Below are 25,866 nucleotides of genomic sequence, written 5' to 3' on the forward strand. Positions count from 1 at the left end.
GACCCCGCGCGTCCGCCGACCCTGACCACCCCTCGCAGTCCGCGCCCCCCCCCCCCCGCCGCCGCCCAAGCCGACCCCCACCCGGGGCCCCGCCGCCCCCCCCCACTACAGGAAGCGGGAGCGTCAGTCTGCCTTCGGCGTCAGCTTCAACAGCTTTGCATTGGCGCCATCTTCCAGCAGCCACAGCGCGCCGTCCGGGCCTTGCTCCACTTCGCGGATGCGGTTGCCCATGTCAAAGCGCTCGGCTTCGCGGGCCTTGTCGCCATCGAACGCGACGCGCACCAGCGACTTGGACGACAGCCCGCCGATGAAACCGCTGCCCTGCCACTGCGGGAACTGCTTGCCGTTGTAGATGATGAAACCGGCCGGCGAAATCACCTGCCGCCAGGTCACTACCGGGGCGATGAATTCCGGGCGGGTGTCGTGATCGGGGATCGGGCGACCGTCGTAGTGGTCGCCATTGGAGACGATCGGGTAGCCGTAGTTGCCGCCGCGCTGGATCAGGTTCAGCTCGTCGCCGCCCTTCGGGCCCATCTCGTGCTCCCACAGCTTGCCGTTGCCGTCAAAGGCAAGGCCGAGCACGCTGCGATGACCCAGCGACCACACTTGATCGGCCGGCGATCCCTGCGCCACGAACGGGTTGTCGGCCGGCACGCTGCCATCATCATTGAGGCGGATGATCTTGCCCAGGTTGGTTTTCATGTCCTGCGCCGGGTCGAACTTCTGCCGCTCGCTGGAGCTGATCCACAACTTGCCATCCGGGCCGAACGCAAGGCGATGACCGTAGTGGCCACGGCCGGTTACCTTTGGCGTCTGCCGCCAGATCACCTGCGCATCGCTCAGCGCGCCGCTGCCGTCGGCGTTCAAGACCAGCTTGGCGCGGGCCACGGCGGCGCCACGGGTGTCATCAGCGCCGTCCTCGGCGTAGCTGTAGTAGACCAAACCATTGCTGGCGAACTGCGGATGGACAACAACGTCACCAAAGCCGCCCTGACCGCCATAGGCCACGGTCGGGACGCCGCTGACGTCGCCGCGCTTGCCACTGGCTGGGTCGAAGTGGACCAGCTTGCCGGCCTTCTCGGTGACCAGCAGGCTGCCGTCAGGCAGGAAGGTCATGGCCCAGGGCTCATTGAAGCGGGCCACCTCGGTAGCGGTGAACGGCCATTGCGCTGGCTTGACTGCTGCTTCGGCGGCCGGATCGGGATCAGCGGCGCAGGCGCTGGTGAACAGCACGGGGCCAGGGCCAGGCTCATGCTGAGCAGAAGGGTACGGGGCATGGAGGTCTCCGGAAGCGGGATGCGATACCAGTGCAGGGTTGTACACCATGGCGGCCGATGCTGTCCGTTCGGGGGATGGGACTGGCGCACGGAATCGCTTACCGTAGCGGCCGAGCGCCTGTGGAACTGGCGCCCCTGCATCTACAGAAAAGGAGTTTTCATGACGAAACAACAGATCTATCGCCCCTCCGCCGCGTTCATCGCATCCGCATGGACGGCATTGTTGCTGGGCGCGGTGGCGTATCTAGTCGGGCTGTTCAATGCGCAGATGCTGCTCAACGAAAAGGGCTATTACCTGACCCTGCTGCTGTTCGGCCTGTTCTCGGCGGTATCGCTGCAGAAGAGCGTGCGTGACCGCTTGGAGGGCATCCCGGTAAGCAGCCTGTATTACAGCCTGTGCTGGTTTGCGCTGTTGTGCGCGTTGTTGCTGCTGTTGGTTGGCCTGTGGAATGCCACCTTGCTGCTCAGCGAGAAGGGTTTCTACGGCATGTCGTTCGCGTTGTCGCTGTTTGGTGCTGTTGCCGTGCAGAAGAACACCCGCGACGTGATGGCGGCCGACGCTGCCTATGGCACGCCGCCGCTGCCGCCGCAGGAATGATTGAGCGCCACTCCCGCCGATGGCGGGAGTGGCTGCAGGCAATCAGCTGTCGCTGGTCTGATCCTGTTCCGGATGCTGCGCCGTGTGCCGGGCAACGATGCCGGTGGCGGTGACACCGCCAGTTGCATTGCCGATGGTGCAGAACACATCGGGAATGGTATCCACCGCCAGCAGCACGCCGAGCGGTTCCACCGGCAGGCCCAGGCTCTGCGTGATCGGCATGTTGTTGGTCATGAAGTTGGCCTGGCCGGGCAGGCCGGTCGAGCCCATGCTGATCGCTGCCGCCAGCAGTACTGCCACCGCATATTGCGATGCATGCACGTCGATGCCGTACAGCCAGGCGATGAAGCTGGCCACGGCGATGTACTGCGCCGGGCTGGTGATGCGGAACAGCGACACCGCCATCGGCAGCACCAGCGAGGTCAACGCCGCCGGGTAGCCAAGACGATTGCGCGCGCTGTCGATCATTGCCGGCAGCGAGGCCAGCGAGGACTGCGTGCTGCCGGCAATCACCTGTACCGGCACCAGTGCTCGGGCAAAGCGACCGAACGGCTCGCCCGCAGCGAAGCGTGCCACCACGTACAGCAGCAGTGTGATGAGGATGTAGATCACGCACATCAGCACGATGTAATAGCCCAGCACGCCGATGATGCTCATCCCAACTTCGGCGCAGACCACGAACACCAGCGCGAACACGCCTACCGGTGCCGCCCACAGCACCCAGCGCACGATGGTGATCATGGTGTCGGCGATGATGCGGATGATGTCCAGGATGCGGTCGCGGCGCTCCGGCTCCTGCCGGCTCAGCGCAAAACCGAAGAACATGGCGAAGGCCACCAGCGGCAGCATCGCGCTGGAGGCGGCCGCTGCCAGTGCATTGCTGGGAATCAGCGAGCTGATCCACTGTGCTGCACTCAACGGCGTCGCCGCGGTTGTCGGCGAACGCAGCGCATCGCGGAAGGCCTGGATGTTGTCTGCATCGCGCGGCAGCAGGTCCAGCAGGAATGGGGTGATGACGGCGGAGAACGCGGCCGAGCCGACCAGCAGGATCAGGAACACGATGATCGCATTGCGCGCCGTGCGTCCCGACGCCGCCGCATTGCTGGCGGTATTGACGCCGACGATGACCAGCGCGGTGACCAGCGGCACCACGGTCATCTGCAGGGCATTGAGCCAGAGTCGGCCGATTGGCCGCAGCACGTCGGCGATCTTCAGCGCGAGCGCCTGGTCATAGGCGGTCAGCGACAGGCCGACGATGGCGGCCAGCACCAGCGCGATCAGCACCTTGACTGGCGCGGAGACCTTGGAAGATTTTGCGGGTGCGCTGTCGGTCATGAAGAGAAGGCTTGGCTAAAGGAAGGGAAGATGCCCGGAACCGGACAAATGCTCAACGGGCGCTTTCTGAAAGTGCAGGCAAGCCCCAGCTGCGCCGCAGCCGTTCGTACTCGGCCTCGGGCAGCAGCACGAACAGCGGCTTGGCCTCGGGTGACAGCCATTCCAGCAAGGCTGACATGCGCTCTGGCTCCATCGCGGTGCAGCCGGCGGTCGCTTCGCCGGGTTGGCGCCACAGATGGGCGAAGATGCAGCTGCCCTGGCCGGGCACCGCAGCGGGGTTGTGCTCGATGACGAAGCCTTCGCGGTAACGACGGTCGCCATTGTTGTGCAGGTCCAGGCGCATGGCTTCGGTCGAACCCTTGACTGCGGCTTCGCCGACCTTGGCGGCATCGACGATCTGGTTGTACAGCGGCGAGGCCGGTACATCCATGCAATAGCTGCTGGCCAGCATCGGCTGGTAGGGCATGGCGCTGGTGATGTGCTCGGCATAGCCGAAGGCCGGGCCTATGTTGAAGATGCCAGCCGGGCTGCGGCCATCGCCTTCGCGCTTCTGTGGGCCATCCTTCTGTTGTGGATGCACGCCTATGCCCCAGGCGCTGCCGCTGCGGCCCAGGCTGACATCGAAGCCGGCATCGTGGGCCTTCCAGCCGCCGGCGGTGCGTTCGAAGGCCTGCAGGTGGGCGTTGGTCGCGTCCCAGTTGGGTGTGGTGACGACGATCAGTTGGCGGGCACTGTGTACTGGAGTAGCGAGCGGTGCGGCGATGCTGGCCGGGGCGATGACCATCAACACGCAGCCCAGCAGGTGTCGGAAGTTACGTTGAAACGAGATGAGCATGGCGACGGTTCCCGTGGTCAGATGTCGATCAGGTGCTGGATGCGTTCCTGGTTCAATGCCAGCTGCCGTTGCCGATCGGGATTGGTCTGGCACAGCAGCACGAACACGAAATCCAGCAGGTATTGCAGCGAACTACGGTAGAGCAGCTGCGCGATGGGGGGTTGCGGGTCGTGCGCGCAGATGGCCAAGGAGGCATCTGCATGCGCGCGTAGCGGATTGGCGGTATGGCGGGTGATCGATACGACCTTGCCACCGACTTCCTGGAATTGCCGCGACAACTGCCATAGCTGCGGCAGCTTGCCGAACTCGGAGAACACCAGCAGCACATCGCCGCTGCGGGCGGCAGAGAGGTTGGCGATCATCAGGATGGGATCGGCCTGCTGCACGGTAAGGATGCCTAGCAGTGACAGGCGCATGGCGAACTCGCGCGCATACAGGCCATCGTCGCCCAAACCGTAGATGAAGACTTTGGGGGCGGTGTCGACCAGTGCGATGACGGCTTCAACGTCGGCCTGCGAATTGGCGGCCATGGTTTCTTCTTCGGCAGCGGCTTTGGCGCGGCGCAGGGTTTCGGCAACCAGCAGGTAGCCGCCGGGTTGGTTCTCCGGTGGCCAGTTGGTGCTTTCGCCGTTACCGGCGGCTGCGACGGCGGCGCCTACCGAGTATTTCAAGTCTGGATAGCCTTTGAAGCCGAGTTTCTGGCTGAACTTGACCACGCTGGACTGGCTGATATCCAAGGCATTGGCGAGCTGCTGCGAGGAGTAATCGCGCAGCAGGTGTGCGTTGTCGAGGATGAAGTCGGCGATGCGACGTTCGATGGCCGACATCTGTTCGCGTTCGGAGCGGATTTTTACCAGAGGTGGCATGGGCGTATTGATATGTATCTGCTGAAGACTTTAAGGGATTGCGCTGAAAAGAGGAGCGTCGCTGCTGCTTTGGCTGCTCTGGCTACTGCTTTGGCTGTTGCTCCATAGCCCCTCTCCTGCGAAGCGGGAGAGGGGTTGGGGTGAGGGCGCTTTGGGCTTTCGCCTGTGCTGTTGCTTCAGCTCTTGCTTCGCCGGGTTCCCTTCCGCAGCGACGGAGCTGGCAGACAAGACCCCGAACGGGGCGACGACGCACACGGATGTGCGTCGTTTTTCGACGATACATCCCTGTATCGTCGAAAAATCCTGCCAGCGGAGTGGGCCTGGAGCGCGTAGCGCGGAAGGCGCGTAGGCAGGGTGTGCTTGACCAGCCATTCGGCTGTTGAAAAGGCGCCTCTTTGGGCCACGTTTCTTTGCACAAGCAAAGAAAGGTGCGCTCGCGCCCCGAAGGGGAGCGAAAGCCTTTGACTCTGCTTCTGCCTTTGCTTCTGTTGCCTTCAAACAGCACAAGTTCAAGTTAAAGCCAAGGCTAGAGCTTTCACTCCCCTTTGGGGAGCGAGTTACTTTTCTTTGCTTGTGCAAAGAAAAGGTAACCAAAAGAAAGCACACCCTGCCTCCGCGCCCACGCCGCTGCGCGTCGCGGGTCCACTCCGCCGCCGGGATTTTTCGACGAGACGTCCCTGTCTCGTCGAAAAACGACGTGCATCCATGCACGCCGCCCCTGCGGGGTCTTCTCCGTCGGCTGCGTCGCTGCGGAAGGGGACCCGGTGGGGCAAAAGCTGGAGCAACAGCAACAGCAACTGCCGAAGCTACCCCTCCCCAACCCTCCCCTGCGCTGCGCGCAAGGGAGGGGGCGAATGCACGATCTAGAGCGATTCCCGCCTTCGCGGGAATGACGGGTTCAACTTCAATGGCGGGGCCGATTTTCATGAGTTGGTGGGGTGCTTCCCTCCAAAACAAAACAGCACCGGGCTTTGCCGGTGCTGTTGTTTCCACATGCGCGACCACAGCGGCGGCAACCGAGGAGAGACCGGTTGCCGCCGCCTGCGTGATCACGGCTTGATCATCTCCAGCCCGCGCACCTCGATGATGCCCAGACCCGGTGCGTCGGTAATGCTGATCTCCGATTCGTTGAAGATCACACCGCCCACCACCGGATTGAACTGGCTGAGCGACGGCCCATCCAGGTCCACCTTGCTGATCGCGCCGGATTTGGCCACGCCAAGATGCACTGCCGCCGCCACACTGATGCTGGATTCCAGCATGCAGCCGATCATGCATGGCACGCCGTACAACGAGGCGATATCGGCAATCTTGATGGCGTTGGAAATGCCGCCGGTCTTCATCAGCTTGATGTTGATGATGTCGGCTGCACCCTGCTGGATCAGGTCGAAGACCTGGTGCGGGCTGAACACGCTTTCGTCAGCCATCACCGGCGTGTTGACGCGCTCGGTGACGTATTTCATGCCGGCGATGTCGGCAGCCTTCACCGGCTGCTCCAGCAGTTCCAGCACGACGCCAGCGTTCTCCAGCACGTTCATCGCATACACCGCTTGTTTGGCGGTCCAGCCCTGGTTGGCATCCAGACGTAGCAGGGCGCGCCCTTCGACGGCAGCGTGGATGGCCTTTACCCGCTCGATGTCCAGGCCGATGTCCTTGCCCACCTTGATCTTCAGCGACTCGAAGCCGCGCTCCACCGCCGACAATGAATCGGCCACCATCTTGTCGATGTAGTCGACGCTGATGGTGATGTCGGTGGTGATCACCGGGTCGCCGCCGCCGAGCATCTGGTACAACGGTGCGTTATGCAGCTGTGCCCACAGATCGTAGATGGCGATTTCCACCGCCGCCTTGGCGCTGGTATTGCGCTCCAGCGAGGTCTGGATCAGCCCGCAGATGCGGTTGAGGTTGCTGATGTCCTCGCCGATCAGGCGGGGTTTGATGAAGCTGTTGATGGCCTCGATGATCGAGCCGTGCGTGTCGCCTGTGATCACCGCCGTGGCCGGGGCTTCGCCGTAACCGGTGTTGCCGGTGTCGGTGCGTACCATCACCACGATGTCTTCCACCGTTTCCACGGTGCGCAACGCGGTCTTGAACGGGGTTTTCAGCGGCACGCGGAGCATGCCAAGTTCGATGTCGGTGATCTTCATTTGGTGTCTTGCAGGCGGATGCGCTGGATGTTGGTCATGCGGTCGATGTAGCTGGCGGTGTCGCTGGCCATCATCGGCTGCAGCGGGGTCACCGATACGCCGTTGAGGCTGGCATGCACGCGCTTGCCGCTGGCGTCGAACCAGCTGCCACCGGAAGTATCGTGGATTACCCAGGTCATGCCATTGGCTTCACCGAGCATCATCATCACGTGGCCGGGGATGTAGATCAGGTCGCCGACCTGCAGCTTGGCGATCGCATCATTGCGCTTGGCCTTGCTGTCCCTGTCGGTGAAGCGCACGCGGTTCAAGGCTGGGCTGATCGCCTGCGCGCTGGTATTGCGCGGCAGCAGCACGCCGAAGCTGCGGTAGATCTCCGAGACGAAGCCGCTGCAGTCGCGGGTGTCGTAGGAGTGGCCCCAGCCATAGCGTTCGCCGAGGAACTTGAACGCCTGGGTGATCAGGTTGGCCTGGGTCAGCGGCAGGTAGTCGCTGGCCGATTCCTGCGTGCGTGGCAGCAGGGCCGGCACCAGCGCCAGGCTGCCGTCGTCATTGCGTACCGGCAGCTGGATCACATGGCCGCCATGCGCCTGCTGGCCATTGACCGGCTCCATCACCGGCCAGTCGGCCAGCACCGGCACGCGTACGCCCATTTCCAACTGCAGGTCGGAGACGCGCGGCTCTTCCGGGGTGTGTGCGGTGAACGCCTTGCCGGCGGTGATCACCCGGTACGGGCCCTTGGCGCCGTAGCCGAACACCTGCTCGGCGCTGCCGACGCCGACGAAGCGCTTCTCCATCCACGCCGCGTAGCGCTCGCTGGCAACGAATACCCACTTGCCGTCGGCGCTTTCATGCAGCACCGCCACCGCGTCGCCTGGAAATAGTGCCGACTCCTGGAAGCGGTCGATATCGGTATCGCCCTGGCTGCTGAATACGCGCAGCTCAGTGGGGAAGGCGCGCAGCGCGGCACGGTGCACGACCAGCCCGTATTGGATCGGGCGGGTGGCGGGAATCGCGTCCAGGCCGAGGTTGGCGGTCACCGCCTGCAATTGGGCCAGCGTGACCTGCTTGCCATGCACGTCGTACAGGGTGCGGGTCGGAACCTTGGAGATGCCGTTGATCTGCTCGCGGACCAATACTTGTGGCAGTAGCGCGGGCAGCTTATGCAGGTCGATGATGGAGGCATCGAGCTGGCGCATGCGTGTGTTCTGCGCCTCGATGGCGGCGCGGTCCAGGATCACGGCGTCAGCGTTTGGCAGCCTGCTGATCCAAGGCTGCGGCGTCAGCAGGGCTTCTTCCAGCCCGATGATGCCTGCGTAAGAGGGCGTAACCGCTGCCGCAGGCACCCGCGACAGCGCAAAAGCCGGCCCGGCGCACAGCGCCGTGGCGAGGATCAAAGCCCGCGCAAGCGGGGCAAGGCGTCGGCGCTGGGATAGCGGCGGCAAAGCAAGCATTGGGAAGCTCCCCTCGTTGATGCTCAGGAATATTTATTCCTTTCTCCGTCGAAAGCAAGAATAAATTATTGACCGACTATCGGGTGCGTGTTACACAGCGTTAACCACCCTGCACGTGGAAGTGTTGCCGTGGCATCAAACGCCGATTCTGCCCGCTTTGCCCGCGCCCCGTTCGCCCGTACGGTCCTTGCCTCTGCGCTATGCATGGGGGTGGTCTGTATTGGCTATGCCGGGGAGGCTCCATCGATGGCGCTGCCCGAGGTGACGGCGCGTGTGGATCGAGGCGATTTTGCCGGCGCGCAGGCCGAGATCGACAAGGCATTGGCGGCGACCGGCACCGATGCCGACAGCCGTGCCGCCTACCTGTTCCAGCAGGAGCGCGTACGCCGCATTCGCCTGGATTTCACCCTGGACGAAGCGCAGGCCAAGGCTGCGGTGCGCAAATCTGTGCCGGATCTGCGTGATGAAGAATTCGAGGCCTGGGATGACGCTGGCCTAATCGAACACCTCGACATCGATGGTCAGCGCCGCTGGTTCAAGCGCGCGCCGAACAACCTGTTCCTGTTCAGTACCGAGGCGTCCAACCGGAGGCCGCCGGACAAGCGCGTTTCCCGGCCCGGCCCGTATGAACGGCTGGGCTCGCACCATGTCGAGGTGATCAAGGCATCGGAGCAGAGCGGCCAGACCAGCATCAGCCCGCGTCGTGTGCGCATCACCCAGTCCATCAAGGTCGACGCCGATGCGGTGCCGGCTGGAAAGACGGTGCGGGCCTGGCTGCCGTATCCGCGTTCGATACCCGGCCAGCAGGACAACATCCAATGGCTGGCCAGCGTGCCGCAAGGTGCGCAGATCGCACCCGAAGATACGCTGCAGCGTACCGCCTACCTCGAGCGCAAGGCCGTTGCCGGCACGCCCACCGAGTTCTCGGTCAGCTACGAGCTCACCATCTCCGCGCGTCGTTTCATCATCGACCCGGACAAGGTGCTGCCAACGCCGCGAGACCCAGAGCTGCAACCCTATCTGGCTGAGCGCGCACCGCATGTGGTGTTCACCCCGGCCATGCGCGAGTTCTCGCGCAAGGCGGTGGGCAATGAAACCAATCCCTACCGCGTCGCCAAGAAGTTGTTCGACGCAGTTGATGCGATTCCGTGGGGCGGCGCCCGCGAGTATTCGACAATCAGCAATATTTCCGACTACGCGCTGCATGCCGGGCATGCCGATTGCGGCCAGCAGACCTTGCTGCTGATCGCGCTGCTGCGCATGAACGGCATCCCGGCGCGTTGGCAGTCGGGCATGGTGTATTCGGACAACGAGGTCGGCTACAACAACCTGCACGATTGGGGCGCGCTCTATCTTGCGCCCTACGGCTGGGTGCCGATGGATGTAAGCACGGGCGCACTGGACAGCGACCAGCCCGAGCAACGCAATTTCTATTTCGGCGGGCTGGATGCCTACCGCATCGCGTTCAACGATGACTACTCACGCGCGTTCGTGCCTGCCAAGCAGCACTTCCGCTCGGAGACCGTTGATCTGCAACGAGGTGAGGTTGAGTGGGAAGGGGGGAACCTTTACTTCAACCAGTGGCAATACGACTTCCAGTCGCAGGTTCTGGCGCCGGAGTCCAAGTAATAGAGCGTCGTAACCGTTGTCTTACTTATCGATTTACATCTGCAGGAGAGAGCAGGGGATGAACAGGAAAACGTTGAAAAGGGCGGCGCTGACCGTCGCATTGGGTGCCTGTCTTGGCGTGATGGCGCCGAGCGTGATGGCACAGAGTGCGAATGGTGCAATTGCTGGTCGCGCGAGCTCCGGTGACCAGATCACCGTGGTGAACAAAGCGACGGGTTTGACCCGTACCGTAACCGTGGGCGCTGACGGCTCGTATCGCCTGAGCCAGCTGCCGGTGGGCGACTACAGCCTGCAGGTCAAGCGGGACGGGGAAGTCGACAAGGAGCCGGTTGCCGTCAACGTGTCGCTGGGCGGCACCACCAACGTCAATCTGGGTGGTAGCGCGGGCAACGCGGTCAACCTGGATTCGGTGCAGGTAGTCGGCTCGAGGATCGTCAATCGCGTGGACGTGTACTCCACGGAGTCCTCGTTCAATATCAATCGCGAAGATCTCGCGCGTATGCCGGTGCCGCAGGACCTGTCCTCGGTGGCGATGCTGGCACCAGGCGTGATCGGTGGCAATTCGTCGTTCGGCGGCATCTCGTTTGGCGGCTCTTCGGTGGCCGAGAACTCGATCTTCATCAACGGTTTGAACGTCACTGATTTCTACAAGCGGCAGAGCTTCTCGAGCGCGCCTTTCGCATTCTTCGAGGAATTCCAGATCAAGACTGGTGGCTATTCGGCCGAATTTGGTCGCTCCACCGGTGGCGTGATCAATGCGGTCAGCCGCTCGGGTAGCAATGAACTCAAGGGTGGCGTGTCGGTCACTTTCGAACCGTCTGCGTTTCGTTCGAAAGCTGACGATCATTACTACAAGGATGGCAGGACCAATGTCCGCTCCAGCCACGATAGTCGTAGTTTCACCAAGACAAACGGCTGGGCATCCGGTCCGCTGATCAAGGACAAGTTGTTCCTGTTTGCCATGTATGAGCAGCGCGACGACAGCTCCGCCAGTACCAATCCCGCAGGCAACAGCTTGACCAAGGCCGAGTCGAACAACGGTTTCTGGGGCACCAAGCTGGACTGGAACATCAATGACAACCACCTGCTGGAGTTGATGGCGTTTTCCGACAAGGGCGATACTGATTCCGACATCTACACCTACAACTTCGCCAACGCGACCATCGGCAGCGGTGCGCCGAGCCAATCCACCGCCTCCAGTGGTGGCACCAGCGGCTCGGTGACCTATACCGGTCACTTCGGTGACAACTTCACCGCCAAGGCGATGTACGGCATCAACCGCAGCAGCAGCTACAACCGCTCGCCGGCCGATTCGCTGTGCGACTACGTCACCTATGAAAACGCCAGTTATGGTGCAACCTATCGCGCGATGGGTAGCCCGGTGCTTGGCTGCCATCCGGGTGGCACGGTCGTCGATCATGAAGATGAGCGCATCGCCAAGCGACTGGACTTCGAGTGGATGTTGGGTGACCACCAGCTGCGGTTCGGTTGGGATCACGAGCTGATGACTACCGACCGCAAGACGAGGTACCCGGGCCCAACCCGCAAGTACTACACCGCCTATGGCACCAAGCCGGGCAATCTGCTTGATAACGGTGCAGTCGTTCCGGGCGGCGTAAATGCCATCCTGCGTGCGCGCGAGCGCGCCGATGGTGGTGTGTTCGACATCAAGGCCAGCGCGTTCTACTTGGAGGACAATTGGAGTGTCACCCCGCACCTGATGCTGAACCTCGGCGTGCGCATGGACAACTTCGAGAACATGACCACGGTGGGGACCACCTTCACCAAGCAGGACAATCTGTTCTCGCCGCGTCTGGGCTTCTCCTGGGATATGAAGGGCGATGGCAGCACCAAGCTGTTCGGTAACCTCGGCCGCTACTACATGCCGATCCCGAGCATCCTGAGCTATAACTTCGCAGGCGGTCTGCTCGACGAGTACACCTACTACGCGCTGGACGGCTGGCGTCAGCAGACCAACCCTGTCACCGGTGCGCCGTATATGGCACCGGTCGTGGGTGCCCAGATCGGCCCGGTCGACCAGTCGCAGAACATCGTCGTGCAGGACCTGCGGCAGAGCGTGGATCGCGATCTGGATGCGGTGTACCAGGACGAAGCGATTCTCGGCTTCCAGTCCATGATCAACCAGGCATGGTCGTGGGGCGTCACCGGTACCTACCGGCGCATGCCCAATGCGATGGATGACATGCGCATCAACGCACTGTGTGGCAAGCGCCATGGCAACTTGTGGCCGATTGCAAACCCGGGCGACAAGCTGACGTTGTGGGGTACCAAGGCGCAGGGTTGCGCGGAAGATGGCTGGGTCACGATCGACACCTCCAAGGAGGGCTACATCATGGCCGGCAGCGAAAAGATCATCGGCTACTCCAAGCCAAAGCGTACCTACAAGTCGATCGAGGTCCAGGTCGATCGCGCTTGGGACGACAAGTGGGCGTTCAACGCGTCTTACTTGTGGTCCAAGTCATCGGGTAACCACGAAGGTCCGGTCAACTCGGATACCAACTACGCCGACACCGGCATGGTCCAGCACTGGGATCACCCTGCCAACAACCAGCGCTATGGCGATCTGTTCAATGACCATCGCCACCAGATCAAGTTGCGCGCCAGCTACAAGCTCAATGAGATGTGGTCGTTCGGCAGTACGTTTACCGCACTTTCCGGTGGTCCGATCACCGCATTCGGTGTGACCTGGCCGGATGAAAATGCCGCAATTGCCAGTTACACGAGTGTTGGCAGTGGTGGTGGCACTGGTTGGCTGTGCGTGGATAAGTGCGCTGGCCCGTGGCAGAACCGCGTGTACAAGTACTCGCCGCGCGGTGATTTCGGCCGCATGCCATGGACCTACAACCTGGGTGCAACCGTCACCTGGACGCTGCCGGTCGAGGGCATTGACCTGAAGGCCAGCCTGTCGATCTACAACCTGATCAATACTCAGGAAGTGATCAACGTGGCCGCCCGTTACGAAGGCCAGCCGGGTGTCATGCGTGACACCTTTGGCACCGGGACCCGTTGGCAGGCACCGCGTTATGCGCAGCTGATGGTCAACTGGAACTTCTGATGTAGTGTGTGAGAACGGCCCGCTTCGGCGGGCCGTTCGCTTTTGTGGAGCGTGATGATGCGATTGAGACTCTTGCCGGCCACCGTTGCCTTGCTTCTGGCAAATCCGGTGCTCGCCTCTGACGCCGACAACGCGCGGATGGACGCGTTAGTCGATCAGGCGATGCAGCGCTATCAGCTGCCCGGAATTGCGGTGGGCGTGATCGAGGATGGCAAGGTGGTTCGGCGTATCACCCGCGGTGAACTGGCCGTGGGCGAAGGCGCTGCAATCAACGACGACAGCCTGTTCAAGATTGCCTCCAACACCAAAGCAATGACGGCGGCAGTGCTGGCGCGGCTGGTGCAGGCTGGAAAGTTGCGCTGGGATGATCCAGTCAACAAGCATTTGCCGCAGTTCCGCATGCAGGACCCGTGGGTGACCGGCAACATGCAGGTGCGCGATCTGCTGATCCACAACAGCGGCCTCGGCCTGGGCGCAGGCGATCTGATGCTGTGGCCCGAACCAAACAAATTTGATCGCAACGACATCATTGCCGGTCTCGCGCACCTGAAGCCGACCGGCAGCTTCCGTAGCGCGTACGCCTACGACAACCTCATGTATGTGGTGGCCGGCGAAGTCGCCGCAGCTGCGGGTGGAAAGCCGTACTCGCAGCTGGTACGCGAGGAAATCTTCGAACCGCTTGGCATGCAGCGCTGCCAGGTAGGCGCATGGTCACCGGCGGCGCTCGGCAATATCGCCCAGCCGCATCATCGCGATGGCAAACGCAACATTGCCGCCGAGCGTGATCCTGCACAGGTCACCGATTTTCCGTCGATGGCTGCTGGCGGAGTACGCTGCAGCCTCAACGACATGCTGCGCTGGATGCAGGTGCTGCTGGACCCGGCGCAGGCACCGGGTTGGCTGGATGCGACCCAGCGGCGTGCGCTGTGGACGGCGCATATGCCGATGCCGATCAGCCAGCGCCTGCGCGACTGGGACAACACGCACTTCTACGCCTATGGCTATGGCTGGCGTCTGTCGGATATGGACGGGCAGTGGAAGGTCGCGCACACCGGCACCTTGTCCGGCATGTATTCATCGCTGGCCTTGCTGCCGGATCGCAAGACCGGCGTGGTGATCCTGATCAACGGTGAAGGCGAGGACGCACGCACGGCGCTGATGCAGGCCATGCTCAAGCATTACACCGCACCGGCGGCGAACAATGACGTGCTGCATTACGCCAGGTTGATTGACGACGCGGCCGCGCAGCGCCGTTCGGCAGGGCACGTGCGGCCTGCATTGCCGAAGGCACGTGCGGCCACGCCGGCGGAGTTCGGCAGCAAAGCTGGCATCTGGCAAGACCTGTGGTTCGGCGAGGTGTCCTTGTGTCCGCGTGATGGCACGCTGCAGTTCGCCTCGGTCAAGTCGCCGCGCATGAGCGGGCAGGTGATGCGTACTGGTGAACGCTGGTATGTGGCCTGGCAGGGATTGGGCGAAGATGCCGATGCCTGGCTGGAATTTTCTGGCGACGCGCAACATCCGTTGCTGCATCTACGTGCCATCGACCCGGATATCGACTTCAGCTATGACTACCCCGATCTGGAATTCCAACGTCGTGGCGATTGCCACTAAATCGCTCCCGTTGTTGCTGGCGCTGTTGCCGTTCACCGCGCTTGCCCAGCAGGTGCAGGTATCGGCGGCAAAGACGCCCGAACAGGCAGGCATCGTCGATGTCACCGCGCTGGCCCCCGACATTGCCTTGGATATCCGCTACGCCGGCACCGACAACTTCACCGGCCGCGTCGTGCCGGGTTACGAAGCACCGCGCTGCTATCTGTTGCAGCCGGCTGCGCAGGCATTGGCACGCGTGCAGCGCGGGCTGCGCGTGCAGGGCTATCGATTGCAGGTGTTTGATTGCTATCGGCCGGTGCATTCGGTGATCTCCTTTGTCGCCTGGGTGCACGATGGCAAGGATCAGATCGCCAAGCAGCGCTATTACCCGAATATCGACAAGAGCCGCCTGCTCGACGGCTATATCGCCGAGACCTCTGGCCACAGCCGCGCAGCGACGGTGGATCTTGGCGTGCTGGATTGCCGCAGCATGCCCTGCACCGCCTTGGACATGGGCACCGGATTCGATCGCTTCGATGTGCTGGCGCATACCGCCAATCCCGATATCAGCGCGGCGCAGAAGCAGAACCGACAGCTGCTGTTGGATGCGATGCAGGCGCAGGGTTTTGCCAACTATCCAATGGAATGGTGGCATTACACTTTCAAGCCCGAGCCCACGCCGACCACCGCCTATGACTTCCCGGTGCGTTGAACGGGGCAGGGGCGGTTAGACTGCGGTTCCCTGAATGGATCGCGCTGCGCCCATGAATCTGGTTCTGCATTACGGCCTGCTGGGCTCGCTGGAAGCTGGCTTGATCGCCTTGGCGATCGGCTTTGTGGTGTTTGCACTGTGGTGGCAGGTGTGCCGGCGTGCAGGGCTGAGGCACGGCCATGCCATCGCCTATTCCGCACTGATAGCGGCGGCTATTGCTGCGGGCGTGGATGGCTGGAAGCTGTTTTCGCTGGGCATGGTCAACCTGCAGTCGCCGCTGTACGCAAAGTTGGCGCTGGCTTCGATCCATGATCCGGACCAGTTGGGCACGCGCGTGCTGTTCGAGTTGATCGGTGTAGCCGTTGGCGTCGGCCTGGGTTGGTTGTTGTTCAGTTCGCGGCAACCGCTGGCTGACACCACGCATGATGCTTGAGACACCGGCATTGCATCGATAAGCACGATGCTTGGAACGCTCTAATCATCGGCTTACTTTCACTTCATGCATGGCTAACAGGGGTGGTAGCCGCTGATCCGGTGCAGGTGGTTAACAGGATGTTCGCTGCGGTTTTCAGGGGTGCAAGCGATTCAGGCGCAGCTTGTCAGGGTTGGGGTGTGCGGAATTTCCGCGCTTTTGCCAACACACGAGGAAGACCTGATGACCGTACGTAATCGCACCCCGCTGTTCGCCCTGGTTGCCATCGTTGGTTCCGCGCTTGCACTGCCGGCCATGGCCCAGGACGCACAGGATCAGGCCGCCGCCGCGCAGGCACAGGCTGCAGAAGCACAGGATTCGGCCGCACAGGCGCAGAGCGCCGCAGCCAGCGCATCGAGCAGCGCTGCCAAGGCCTCGGCAGCGGCGGGTGGCGGCCAGAGCTGGGCAGATGTTGACGCCGATGGTGATGGCGTCATCAGCAAGACCGAGTCGCAGGCCAACGCTGGTTTGGCGCAGGTATTTGATGAGGCTGACGGCAACAAGGATGGCAAGCTGACGGCGGATGAGTACCGGACTTATGCGGCTGCGCATAAGAAGTAATTGGTAACCGGGTAGGGCTCAAAGAGCACCCCTCCCCAACCCTCCCCTTGCCTGCGGCAAAGGGAGGGGGCTGAACTCCGGCGCTGCCGGTTAGCGCAGAGCGCCCGCTTTTCTCCCTCCCTTTGCTGCAGGCAAGGGGAGGGCCGGGGAGGGGTGCTCTTGCCGTTGCACTTTGCTTGAGCTGCCATCCCAGTCAGCAAAACCGCACCTTCCAGACGCAATCCCCTATTCACTTCAGGGCAGATTGCTATCCTGTGCGGCATGAACATGCAGACTTCCCCCTCCGCCATCGGCCTGGTCGGCTTCGACGGCGATGACACGCTCTGGAAGAGCGAAGACTATTACCAGAAGGCCGAGCACGAATTTGGCCTGATCCTCAGCAATTACATCGACCTGCACGACGCCGGCACCGCCCAGCACCTGCTCAAGGTGCAGCGCCGCAATCTGCTCGTGTTCGGCTACGGCGCCAAGGGCATGACCCTGTCGATGCTGGAAGCGGCCATCGAGCTCACCGACGAGAAGATCTCCGCGCACGACCTGCGCCAGATCGTCGAGATCGGCCGCCGCACGCTGGAGCATCCGGTCGATGTCATCGATGGCGTCCGCGAAGCCGTGGCTGCCATCGCTGCCGAATATCCGGTGGTACTGATCACCAAGGGCGATCTGTTCCATCAGGAGCAGAAGATCGAGCGTTCCGGCCTGCTGGACCTGTTCCCGCGCATCGAAATCATCTCGGAAAAGGACCAGTCGACCTACGCCAAGGTATTGGCCGAGTTCAACATGCCGGCCGAGCGCTTCGTGATGATCGGCAATTCGCTGCGCTCGGATATCGAGCCGGTGCTGGGGCTGGGCGGTTGGGGCATCCACACCCCGTACGCGATGACCTGGGCGCACGAAGCCGAACACGGTGTCTCCGCGGAAGAGCCGCGCCTGCACCACGCCGACACCGCTCACCAGTGGCCGGAAGCCGTACGCGCCGTCGCTGCGCAGGCCGCAGCGGCGCAAGGCAACTGAGGTGAGCGCGGCAGGCTCCCGGCAAGCACCACGTCGCTCAGGCTTGCTGCTGCGGCTTGGATTGCTGGCAGCCGTCGCGCTGCCACTGCCGTTGTTGGCGCAACAGCCACCAGCGGCAGGGGTGGCCGAGGTCTACGCGCCGGCCACCGGTGACGCCTGGGTGGACAAGCAGTTGGTCGATATCAACGCTTATGCCGCGCGTTACCCGGAAGCCTTCGTCGATGAGCTGGCGCGTTATGCCAGCGCCCGCCCGGGCTATGTGCAGGCCTTGCTGCAGGACCATGGCTGGAAGCCCGGCGATGTCTATCTGGCCTGCTTCTGGGGCAAGCTCAACGGCAGCAACTGCCGCGCCGCGGTGAAGGCCCGCGCACAGCAACCCGAAGCCAGTTGGAAAGAGGTGCTGGCTGGCCTGCAGCCGCCGCCGGACAACCTGCGCTGGCGCGCCCTGCGCCACGCCATCGTCGCCAGTTTCGACCACTGGGACCGGCCGATAACGCTGGACCCGCTGCTGCAGCGCCAGCTCGGCGACCGCGCCCAGCGCGAGGCGGCGGCGCGCAAGGCCAACTGAGCTCGCGCCAACCGTTGCGTTCTGTTCCTTTGCCGGTAGGCGTTGTCCGGACAAGTGGTGTGATCAGCCGGTGATGTGATCAGCTTGGGCCCATACGTTGTAGTCCGGATAGCGGCGCCAGTCCCTGAGCGGGTGCGCACCCGCACTCGTTTTCCACCCGCACCAGCACGCCCAGGCTAGCCTGTGGTCGCGTGCTGGTGCACCAACGGCGGCGCATATCAGCGCCGATCGGGGGACTTTCAGCCTTCAAGGCCTCATCGGCGCCCTCGCGTTGAGACCATTCCCAAATGGCCGGCCGTAAGCTCCGGCCATGAAACATGGTAGGTTCCCCCGCACCTAACTCCACAACGGCCCACTGGTTTGGTGGGTAGTCCCCAAGGATGGGGGGACAGCATGGATCAGCTGAATAATCTGCTGGCGCAGGTCTCTGGACTGAGCGATGCGCAGCGTTTGTACCGGTTTCAGTCCGAAGGCATCGTCGGTTGCGTCGTGGACCGATGGTGGGCGCGCGATGCGCTGTGCAGCCACGGCACCACTGAAGTGGATCTGCTTTCCACCGATCAGAGTCTGGTGCTGGCCGACCTGCTTGGCACTCCGGCCAGCTTGTTGACCCGCACTGCCGACGGCGGTACGTGGCAGCGCAGCGGTTTGATTCACCACGCGCACCGGTTGGGCAGCGACGGTGGACTGGTGCGCTACCGTCTTTCGTTGGCGTCCTGGACCTGGTGGTTGCAGCACACGCGCAGCAGCCGTGCCTTCCAGAAGCAGAGCGTGCGGCAGATTGTCGATACGGTGCTTGGCCAACACGGCGCGCTGGCGCGTTGGCGCTGGGCCGCAGAGTGCGATGCCTTCCTTGGCAAGCGCGTGCGCGGCTACTGCGTGCAGTATCGTGAAAGCGATCTATCATTCCTGCAGCGCGTTCTGGCCGAAGAAGGCCTGGGGTGGCGCTTGTACAACGATGACCAAGCGCGCTGCGGCAATGGCATGGAGATCTTTGCTGACAGCATTGCCCTGCCCGAGGACGCTGCCAGCGCAGCGGTAGGCGTTCGCTTCCATCGCAGTGATGCCACGGAAACCAGCGACACCATTCAAACCCTGATCCGCCGGCAGAAACTGGCCAGTACTGCCATCAGCTTGCTGAGTTATGACTATCGGCAGGTCAGCAGCATTGCCGTGCAGCTACCGATGGATGGCGGCGGTCGCTCGCAACGCGAGAGCTACGACGCAGTTGGGGCCTATGCGTTCAATGATGGTGATGCGGCCTACCACTACGCGAAGGCGCAGGCGCAGGCACGCGAAGCGCATCGTCGGCAATGGCATGGCAGCGGCAATGTGCGCGGCTTCCAATCAGGCACGTGGTTCAGTGTGCACAACGCGGCTTTTGCAACAGCCCCAGAGTTGCTGCTGGTGGATGTCGAACACGCAGGCGTCAACAACCTGCCGACCGACCTGCGACGCGAGTTGGAGGATGCGCTGGGTGCGGCACCAGCGGCCGGCGCAAATCCGCTGTGCTGGGCGCAATCCGAGAAAACCGGCTACGCCAATTGCTTCAAAGCGGCCGAGCATGCATTGCCTTGGCGGCCAATTCTGGAAGATGAAACCGGCGCGCGCTTGAATCCACGGCCGACCGCGCCGGGCTACCAGACCGCAGTGGTTGTCGCTGCGGATCAATCCGGAGGTGAGGACGTCCATGCCGATGCGCTGGGCCGGATCAAGGTTCGGTTTCACTTCCAGGCCGATCAGGACAACAGCACCTGGCTGCGCGTAGCCCAGCGTTATGCGGGCCCAGGGGTGGGTAGCCAGTTCCTGCCGCGGGTTGGCCAGGAGGTGATGGTCGGCTTCATTGGCGGCGACATCGATCGGCCGGTGGTGCTGGGTGCGCTGTACAACGGTCGCGGCGAAGGCGGCATTGCAGCAACCCCTGCCGGTGCCGAAGGCCAGACCGATACCAGCGTGTTTGCACAGGCGGGCGACCACCGCAGTAGCGCGCAAGGCAATCTATGTGGCGGCCACGCCCCGGCCTGGCACGCAGCGGGCGCAGGCGACGACGCGCATCGCAATGCCGGTGCTGTCTGGGGCATCCGCTCACGTGAGTGGCGCGGCGGCCAGGGCAGCAATCACCTGCTGTTTGACGACAGCGACCAACAGCTGCGCGTGCAGCTGGCCAGCAGCCAGCAAACCTCACAGCTGACCCTTGGGCATTTGCGGCACCAGGCAGACAATCATCTGGGCAGCCTGCGCGGTACCGGCTTTGAGCTGCGCAGTGATGCGTGGGGTGCGGTGCGGGCAACTGCGGGTGGCTGGTTCAGCGCCTATGCCCATCGCAGCAACAGCCCCGCTGGCGATGCCGTGCAGCCAGCGGCCCTGCTCAACCAACTACAAAGCCTCAGCACAAGCTTCAGCCAAGCCGCACGCACCCACCTGACCAGCACGCTGGTGATGAAGGAAGGCGCACGCGGCAAAGACCGCTCAAGCATCGTGCCGGATCAGGCGCCGCTGGCCGCAATGCTGGCCAGTGCCAAGACCACGGTAGCGGGCGCTGGGTTTGATGCCGCAAGCGCCGAAGCTGCACAACGCCAGCCAACGGCAGGCAGCGGACGCGTCCCGCACAGCGGCGACCCGCTGCTGGGCTTTGCCGCCCCCGCCGGCATCGTCCATGTAGCTGGGCAAGCTCTGCACTGGTCAGTAGGCGAAGGCCTGCTGCTGGCCAGTGGCGGCGACAGCGACACCGCGGTGATGGGCAATGCACGCCTGCACGCAGGGCAGGCCATCGGCATGTTGGCCCGTGCGGTTGAAGGCGGCGCGGACGGCGGCAACGCATTGAGCATGGTGGCCGGCACCGGTGAGTTGAACGTGCAGGCACAGCATGACGAAGTGCGCATGCAATCGCGGCAGGCATTACGGGCTGCCAGTGCGCAAGGCGTGGTGGAGCTTGCTGCGGGTAAGACAATCCACATCGCTACTTCCGGCGGTGCCAGCGTCACCATCGAGGGCGGAAATATCAGCTTCAATTGCCCTGGCACGATCACCGTGCATGCGAGCAAGAAGTCGTTTGTGGGGCCAGTTCAGCAGGCCTATCCGTTGCCAACTTTTCCGCAGAGCATCTGTGTTGAATGTCTGTTGATGGCGGCCAAGTCGGGCAGTGCTTTGGCAAAAAAGACGGCATAGGTAGGCGTATATGTATTGGTATGACAAACCAACAGAGACTGCCATCGAAGAGATGGCAGTGCATGTGGAGAAGTTGCGTGTTACCTCTCCATATCTCTATGCGCTGATGGATCCATCCATGGAACATCGGCGAGTGAGCGCTGTGACAGAAAAGCTTTCTTATCCGGTCATGCGTTTGTACGAAGGGTTCTACGGCGGCGATGGGTTGGAGCGCGTAGACCCCTATCTTGTGCGCATACATGATCAGGACGAAATAGTTCTGTTGTCTGAAGGTCTTGCAGGCGTGCCAGCCCTGAGCTTCATATCCACAGTTATGGATCCGGAGTCTGTGAGGAAACATTTACGTAACCAGCTTGAGGCGCGCTCGGCTGAAAACCAAGTTTTCTTGCTGCGTTGGGCAGATACGCGTGCACTGCGCGCGCTACGTGATGTGCTTCACGATGTGCAGTGGACGAAGGTGATGGCTGGGGTATCTGCCTGGTGGAGTTTTGATAGAAATGGAGATCCTATCTGTTTCTCCAATCACAGCAACGCGGGTGGAAGCGATAGATCTCCCGCAAAGCTTCAGCTGGATCCAGACCAGATGAAGCGATTCGAGGCTGCCATGGCTGCGGATCTGATGCTCGGTTTCATTCGGGACCACGCGCATGTATATGGTCACTTCGTTCAAGATATTTCATATGCGCAATGCCATGGGGTTGCGGATGAGCTTGTTGGCATTGCCTCCTTGGAGCGCTCATCACAGGATGATCATGATGCAGGCGGACTGGGGAAGGTCTACGGCGCTATGCGTTCGCGAGGGTGGTTGTTATGAAATTTTTATGGGCTGGTGGCGTGCTTCCTAGCTCTAGCGAATCGACTCTCCTTGGCGAATCGCATGGAGCTGATAGTGAATTGCTGACAGTCAATGAAAGGCGTACGAATGGGAATCGTGGTCAGGGAGGTTGTCAGCAGGTAAGTATGCGTTGTCTTGTGGATTCCTTTGTTGCCTATGACGTGGATGAGACGCAATGAATCGATCTATTCTGGTTCTCGAAACCCCTGGTCCTCGTGCGGCCTGCTGGCTTTGCGTGCTGCTAATTTCCTTTTCCATCACAGCCTCTGGGTGCGATGACCGGGAGTCGAAGGCGCGATTGCTTGAGAGAGAGAGGTTGATGGCCATTGGTCAGCTGCCTGCGGATCACAAGCCGGGTGATTTGGTTCCTATGCGGATCGGTCTTCTGAACTACACCGATGAAGAAATAAATGAAGTTTATGTTGATGGGACATGGGCGGCGAACGTCACCAAACATACTTCTGTGACGGGGACGGGTTCAGCTTATACGCCCGCATTTTACGATCCCAGCTACAAAATAAACGTGCGCTGGCGGAATGAATCATTGTTTAAAATTGATGAAAAGTCCTTATTAGAAGAGAACGTGGTGCCTGAGGCGCCTCAAAAAGATTCCATTGGGCGTATGACGTGGCTGTGGATTGCATTCTTCCCGGATGGGTCAGTGAAGATCTATCCAGCTTGGGTAAGTGCTGGGCATCCAGATTTTCCTGATGGTTTGCAGGACCCTAAAGAGGAGTGCTTGAAAGCTAGGCCTGACGGTACAGCTTCTTGCTACGGCAGCGGCGCGCCGGATTTCTCAGTCGAAGGTAAATGAGTCTATATCTCAGGTGTTTATTGAGAATTAGCATTGGCAAGGATGGCAAGGATGGCAAGGATGGCTACAAGTAGACTGGCTTCAGGTTTTTCAGATAATCCACTGCAATTGACCGCGGCTGAGCGAGGGGATGCCGTACGAAATGCGGTTGCCGCTGCAGCGGTGATTGGGTGCTGTCGGCCTTTAGAGATGGCTTTTTTCTTCGACGGTACCAGGAATAATCTTAAGTACGACAAGGCGCTAGATACGCATAGTAACGTCGCGCGCCTAAGTGAGGCTTATGAGTTTCAGGGTCGGGACGGAGAAAAGGTGATTTATCGGTATCGTACTTACGTGCCCGGAGTTGGCACAGAGTTTCGTGCTGAAGTTGGGGATGCTGGTGTTGGGATACACGCTGTGGCAGGAGCGGCGGCGGGTTGGGGTGGCGAAGCACGGATCAATTGGGCGCTGCTTCAGTTGCAGAACAATTTGCACAGTCATTGGCTCGGAGAATCACTTTCCACACAAGAGCTGGATTTATCGACTGTCCGCCGTATGAGTACGGACATGTCGCTGCGGGATATGCAGCTTTCGCCCGGTGGCAAGGTCATTCAACCAAAAGGGGCCGAGGATGTGCGTGCGCGAGGAGTTGTTAGCGCAAAGCAGTCTTTTCAGGCCATCTTCAGTACGCATTGGCGGTCAACAAATACGGATGGAAGGCGGCGCGTGCTTGCGGAGCGCCGTAAAGTTCTCCACGACAAGCTGCTGCCGTTGATTCCTGCAAGACTGCCGAAGATTGATGGTATTCGGCTCTATGTTTACGGCTTCTCGCGTGGTGCCGCGGCGGCGCGAACGTTTGTGCATTGGCTGCGTGATCTGTGCGATACGCCGACCGGTCCAATGACTGTCTGCGGTCTGCCGATGAAGGTTGAGTTTCTAGGGCTGTTCGACACGGTGGCATCCGTAGGGGCCGCACAAGGTGTGCTGGATGATCTGGCAACCGGTCACGGCGGTTGGGCGCAGCGGAGGGATATGCGCATACCAGATGCATCGATAGTGACGCGATGCCTGCACTTGGTAGCCGCTCACGAAGTACGAGGCTCCTTTCCTCTGGAGTTGGCCAGTGGCTCCAATGTGACCGAAGAAGTATTTCCAGGTGTGCATTCGGATCTAGGCGGAGGGTACGCACCCAACGAGCAGGCGCGAGGTACGGGGGATGCGCAAAAGCTGTCGCAATTGCCTTTGGCGCGAATGTATCGTGCGTCCTTGGCAGCGGGCGTGCCTTTGCGAGATATCAACGCACTTCCGGATGCGGTGAAGAAGTCCTTCCAAGTCTCCCCTGTGCTTGTCAGGCGATTCAACGCGTATATCGCGCAGTGTCAGGGTGGAACAGGAAGTACTCGCGAGCTGATGAAGGATCAGTATCGGCTCTATTTGCGGTGGCGCAAACTGCGGCTGGGAAGACACGGTGAACTGAATCTAGGCTCGGCGCAGGATCGCATCGACATTCTCGGCGCAGATCTTGAGTTGAAGCAGGAAGCCGAGTTGTTGGAGAAAATTGACGACGTTCAGCGCTTGCGCGGCGGGGTGTTGCTGAGCGGCGGTTACCTGGGAATGTTGGACGATGCAGGCATTCTGCTTGCTCGAGGAGGGGCATACTCGCTGATTGGTGTGCTGGGCGGATACCTGCATCCGGCCTGGGCCACTTTTGATGACGTTCCTGGTGGGGCGATCGCAAGTGTCAGTCCCCACTATTCGGGCATGGCTACGGTGGAGCTCGCATACGCACAGGAGCTGGCCGCACGGAAGAAGTACGAGATGTGGCGTGAGATCAAGAATGCCTGGCAGAGCAATGCCGCGCTTCACGCTGACATTGTCTCTTTGTTTGATTTGCATGTGCATGATTCGCGCGCTTGGTTCAAACCGCTCGGGCAAGATGATGATGTTTGGGAGCAAGAGCAAAAATCAGAGATTGACCGGCTGTTGAAGAAGGAGAAGGCGTGGAATGATTCCAATCAAAGGTTGAATTCAGTAGCGAATGTAGTGCGAGGCGCAAGCCTTCCTTTGTTGGTGTTGCCCAGAATCGGGCCGGCTCCCCTTGATGAGGACGAGAAGGCCACATTGGCAAAGTATCGGGCGCGACTGAAGCTATCGGGGAGAAAGGAAGGAGATGTTTCGAGAGACTCGCTTCCCCTTCAGGAGTCGGGTCGCGAGATCTATGCGCTGTGGGGATATCTGCGCTGGCGGGGAATGTTCGAAGACAAGTTCGCTGAGTTCAAGGCGGACTTCCCAAGACTCGCATCAGCTTCCAGAAAACAGTTGATCGAGCGGCAGAAGTATCTGGAAAGACAGTTGCGCGTACTTCGTGAGAGAGAAACAAATCTTAGGAAGCGAGCGTCCGATTCAATGCCTGCCATAGGCTCCGCCGGAGGTGGTGGTGCCATGATGGGATACGCGAGCGATGTGCAAGCGCTTTGGGCGGAAATTCAGCCTGCTGAGCGCGAGTTGAAGGCTGTGAACGTATTCATTGACGAGATTGGCCCGTTGTCGTGGTGGGAATCCCTATGAGCGCGGTCAGCGAATAGCGAATGAGGATTCTATTTTGCGGGTCATCGCGGATTCAAATGGGTGAATTCCGCGACCTTTCGGTGGCCGCAGGCCTGAGAACAGGCCGTTTCTTTTGTTCGCGACACTGATGCATTCGTGATCTATGTTCCTGGCAAGGATCTAGACGTGAATACCGGGCGGTGCTTGGCCAGCATGGCGCACTGGCGCACTGGCGCCTTGCCGCTGGGCTGGCTCGCCAAAGAAAGCAATAACACTGGTTTTGCGTTGTCGATTCTGGCCAACGTTGAAACAGATCACGGCCAGGATGCAGACGTACAGGTCGCAGAGGTTGCTAGCGTGCCGCAGCCAACCCGGGCTTGAGGTGCATACGT

General features: G+C 61.3%; 20 protein-coding genes. 14 read left to right on the plus strand and 6 right to left on the minus strand.

Annotation, left to right across the window (positions count from 1 at the left end):
- Positions 1-123: 123 nt before the first annotated feature.
- Entirely contained in the window at positions 124-1,233 is a 1,110-nt protein-coding gene (locus tag ACVOLL_RS18530) for a PQQ-dependent sugar dehydrogenase (RefSeq protein ID WP_481514227.1), read from the minus strand.
- A 204-nt stretch (positions 1,234-1,437) separates the two neighbouring features.
- Here ACVOLL_RS18530 and yiaA point away from each other — a divergent pair, with 204 nt between their 5' ends.
- The gene (yiaA, locus tag ACVOLL_RS18535) at positions 1,438-1,875 is read left to right on the plus strand and encodes an inner membrane protein YiaA (RefSeq protein ID WP_296246843.1); all 438 of its coding nucleotides are present in this window, start codon (positions 1,438-1,440) and stop codon (positions 1,873-1,875) included.
- Between the two features lie 42 nt (positions 1,876-1,917).
- Here yiaA and ACVOLL_RS18540 read toward each other — a convergent pair whose 3' ends face one another.
- The 5 genes from ACVOLL_RS18540 to ACVOLL_RS18560 form a co-directional block, all read right to left on the minus strand.
- The gene (locus ACVOLL_RS18540) at positions 1,918-3,210 is read right to left on the minus strand and encodes a dicarboxylate/amino acid:cation symporter (RefSeq protein WP_481514228.1); all 1,293 of its coding nucleotides are present in this window, start codon (positions 3,208-3,210) and stop codon (positions 1,918-1,920) included.
- Positions 3,211-3,262: 52 nt separating this feature from the next.
- A complete protein-coding gene (locus tag ACVOLL_RS18545; RefSeq protein WP_481514248.1) occupies positions 3,263-3,994 on the minus strand; it encodes a L,D-transpeptidase family protein in 732 nt (243 codons plus the stop codon).
- Between the two features lie 68 nt (positions 3,995-4,062).
- Positions 4,063-4,911 carry a MurR/RpiR family transcriptional regulator gene (locus tag ACVOLL_RS18550; protein ID WP_481514229.1) on the minus strand — a complete coding sequence of 283 codons (849 nt, stop codon included), beginning with the start codon at positions 4,909-4,911 and terminating at the stop codon, positions 4,063-4,065.
- Positions 4,912-5,960: 1,049 nt separating this feature from the next.
- Positions 5,961-7,058: a dipeptide epimerase gene (locus ACVOLL_RS18555; protein WP_481514230.1), complete on the minus strand. Its 1,098-nt coding sequence runs from the start codon at positions 7,056-7,058 to the stop codon at positions 5,961-5,963.
- Positions 7,055-8,509 carry a C40 family peptidase gene (locus tag ACVOLL_RS18560; RefSeq protein ID WP_481514231.1) on the minus strand — a complete coding sequence of 485 codons (1,455 nt, stop codon included), beginning with the start codon at positions 8,507-8,509 and terminating at the stop codon, positions 7,055-7,057. The genes ACVOLL_RS18555 and ACVOLL_RS18560 overlap by 4 nt, the downstream gene beginning before the upstream one ends.
- A 204-nt stretch (positions 8,510-8,713) precedes the next feature.
- On the opposite strand from ACVOLL_RS18560, the gene ACVOLL_RS18565 reads away from it, so the two are divergent.
- The 13 genes from ACVOLL_RS18565 (at position 8,714) to ACVOLL_RS18625 (ending at position 25,855) form a co-directional block, all read left to right on the plus strand.
- On the plus strand, positions 8,714-10,138 hold the full coding sequence (locus ACVOLL_RS18565; RefSeq protein ID WP_481514249.1) for a transglutaminase-like domain-containing protein: 1,425 nt from the start codon (positions 8,714-8,716) through the stop codon (positions 10,136-10,138).
- Between the two features lie 58 nt (positions 10,139-10,196).
- The gene (locus tag ACVOLL_RS18570; RefSeq protein WP_481514232.1) at positions 10,197-13,214 is read left to right on the plus strand and encodes a TonB-dependent receptor; all 3,018 of its coding nucleotides are present in this window, start codon (positions 10,197-10,199) and stop codon (positions 13,212-13,214) included.
- Positions 13,215-13,271: 57 nt separating this feature from the next.
- Positions 13,272-14,825, plus strand: coding sequence for a serine hydrolase domain-containing protein (locus ACVOLL_RS18575; protein WP_481514233.1), 1,554 nt, complete (start codon positions 13,272-13,274; stop codon positions 14,823-14,825).
- Positions 14,779-15,516, plus strand: coding sequence for a M15 family metallopeptidase (locus tag ACVOLL_RS18580; RefSeq protein ID WP_481514234.1), 738 nt, complete (start codon positions 14,779-14,781; stop codon positions 15,514-15,516). The genes ACVOLL_RS18575 and ACVOLL_RS18580 overlap by 47 nt, the downstream gene beginning before the upstream one ends.
- 52 nt (positions 15,517-15,568) lie before the next feature.
- Entirely contained in the window at positions 15,569-15,949 is a 381-nt protein-coding gene (locus ACVOLL_RS18585) for a hypothetical protein (RefSeq protein WP_481509780.1), read from the plus strand.
- Positions 15,950-16,171: 222 nt separating this feature from the next.
- Positions 16,172-16,549, plus strand: coding sequence for an EF-hand domain-containing protein (locus tag ACVOLL_RS18590; protein WP_481514235.1), 378 nt, complete (start codon positions 16,172-16,174; stop codon positions 16,547-16,549).
- A 261-nt stretch (positions 16,550-16,810) separates the two neighbouring features.
- The gene (locus ACVOLL_RS18595; protein ID WP_481514236.1) at positions 16,811-17,563 is read left to right on the plus strand and encodes an HAD family hydrolase; all 753 of its coding nucleotides are present in this window, start codon (positions 16,811-16,813) and stop codon (positions 17,561-17,563) included.
- Position 17,564: 1 nt separating this feature from the next.
- On the plus strand, positions 17,565-18,131 hold the full coding sequence (locus ACVOLL_RS18600) for a hypothetical protein (RefSeq protein ID WP_481514237.1): 567 nt from the start codon (positions 17,565-17,567) through the stop codon (positions 18,129-18,131).
- Positions 18,132-18,524: 393 nt separating this feature from the next.
- Complete coding sequence (locus ACVOLL_RS18605) at positions 18,525-21,299, plus strand: type VI secretion system Vgr family protein (RefSeq protein WP_481514238.1); 2,775 nt, start codon at positions 18,525-18,527, stop codon at positions 21,297-21,299.
- Positions 21,300-21,309: 10 nt separating this feature from the next.
- Entirely contained in the window at positions 21,310-22,113 is an 804-nt protein-coding gene (locus ACVOLL_RS18610; protein ID WP_481514239.1) for a DUF4123 domain-containing protein, read from the plus strand.
- A 340-nt stretch (positions 22,114-22,453) separates the two neighbouring features.
- The gene (locus ACVOLL_RS18615) at positions 22,454-22,948 is read left to right on the plus strand and encodes a DUF3304 domain-containing protein (RefSeq protein WP_481514240.1); all 495 of its coding nucleotides are present in this window, start codon (positions 22,454-22,456) and stop codon (positions 22,946-22,948) included.
- Between the two features lie 189 nt (positions 22,949-23,137).
- Entirely contained in the window at positions 23,138-25,495 is a 2,358-nt protein-coding gene (locus tag ACVOLL_RS18620) for a T6SS phospholipase effector Tle1-like catalytic domain-containing protein (protein WP_481514241.1), read from the plus strand.
- Positions 25,496-25,687: 192 nt separating this feature from the next.
- Positions 25,688-25,855 carry a hypothetical protein gene (locus ACVOLL_RS18625; protein ID WP_481514242.1) on the plus strand — a complete coding sequence of 56 codons (168 nt, stop codon included), beginning with the start codon at positions 25,688-25,690 and terminating at the stop codon, positions 25,853-25,855.
- The last annotated feature ends 11 nt before the right edge of the window (positions 25,856-25,866 follow it).

Source organism: Stenotrophomonas sp. STEN035, from assembly GCF_056759935.1.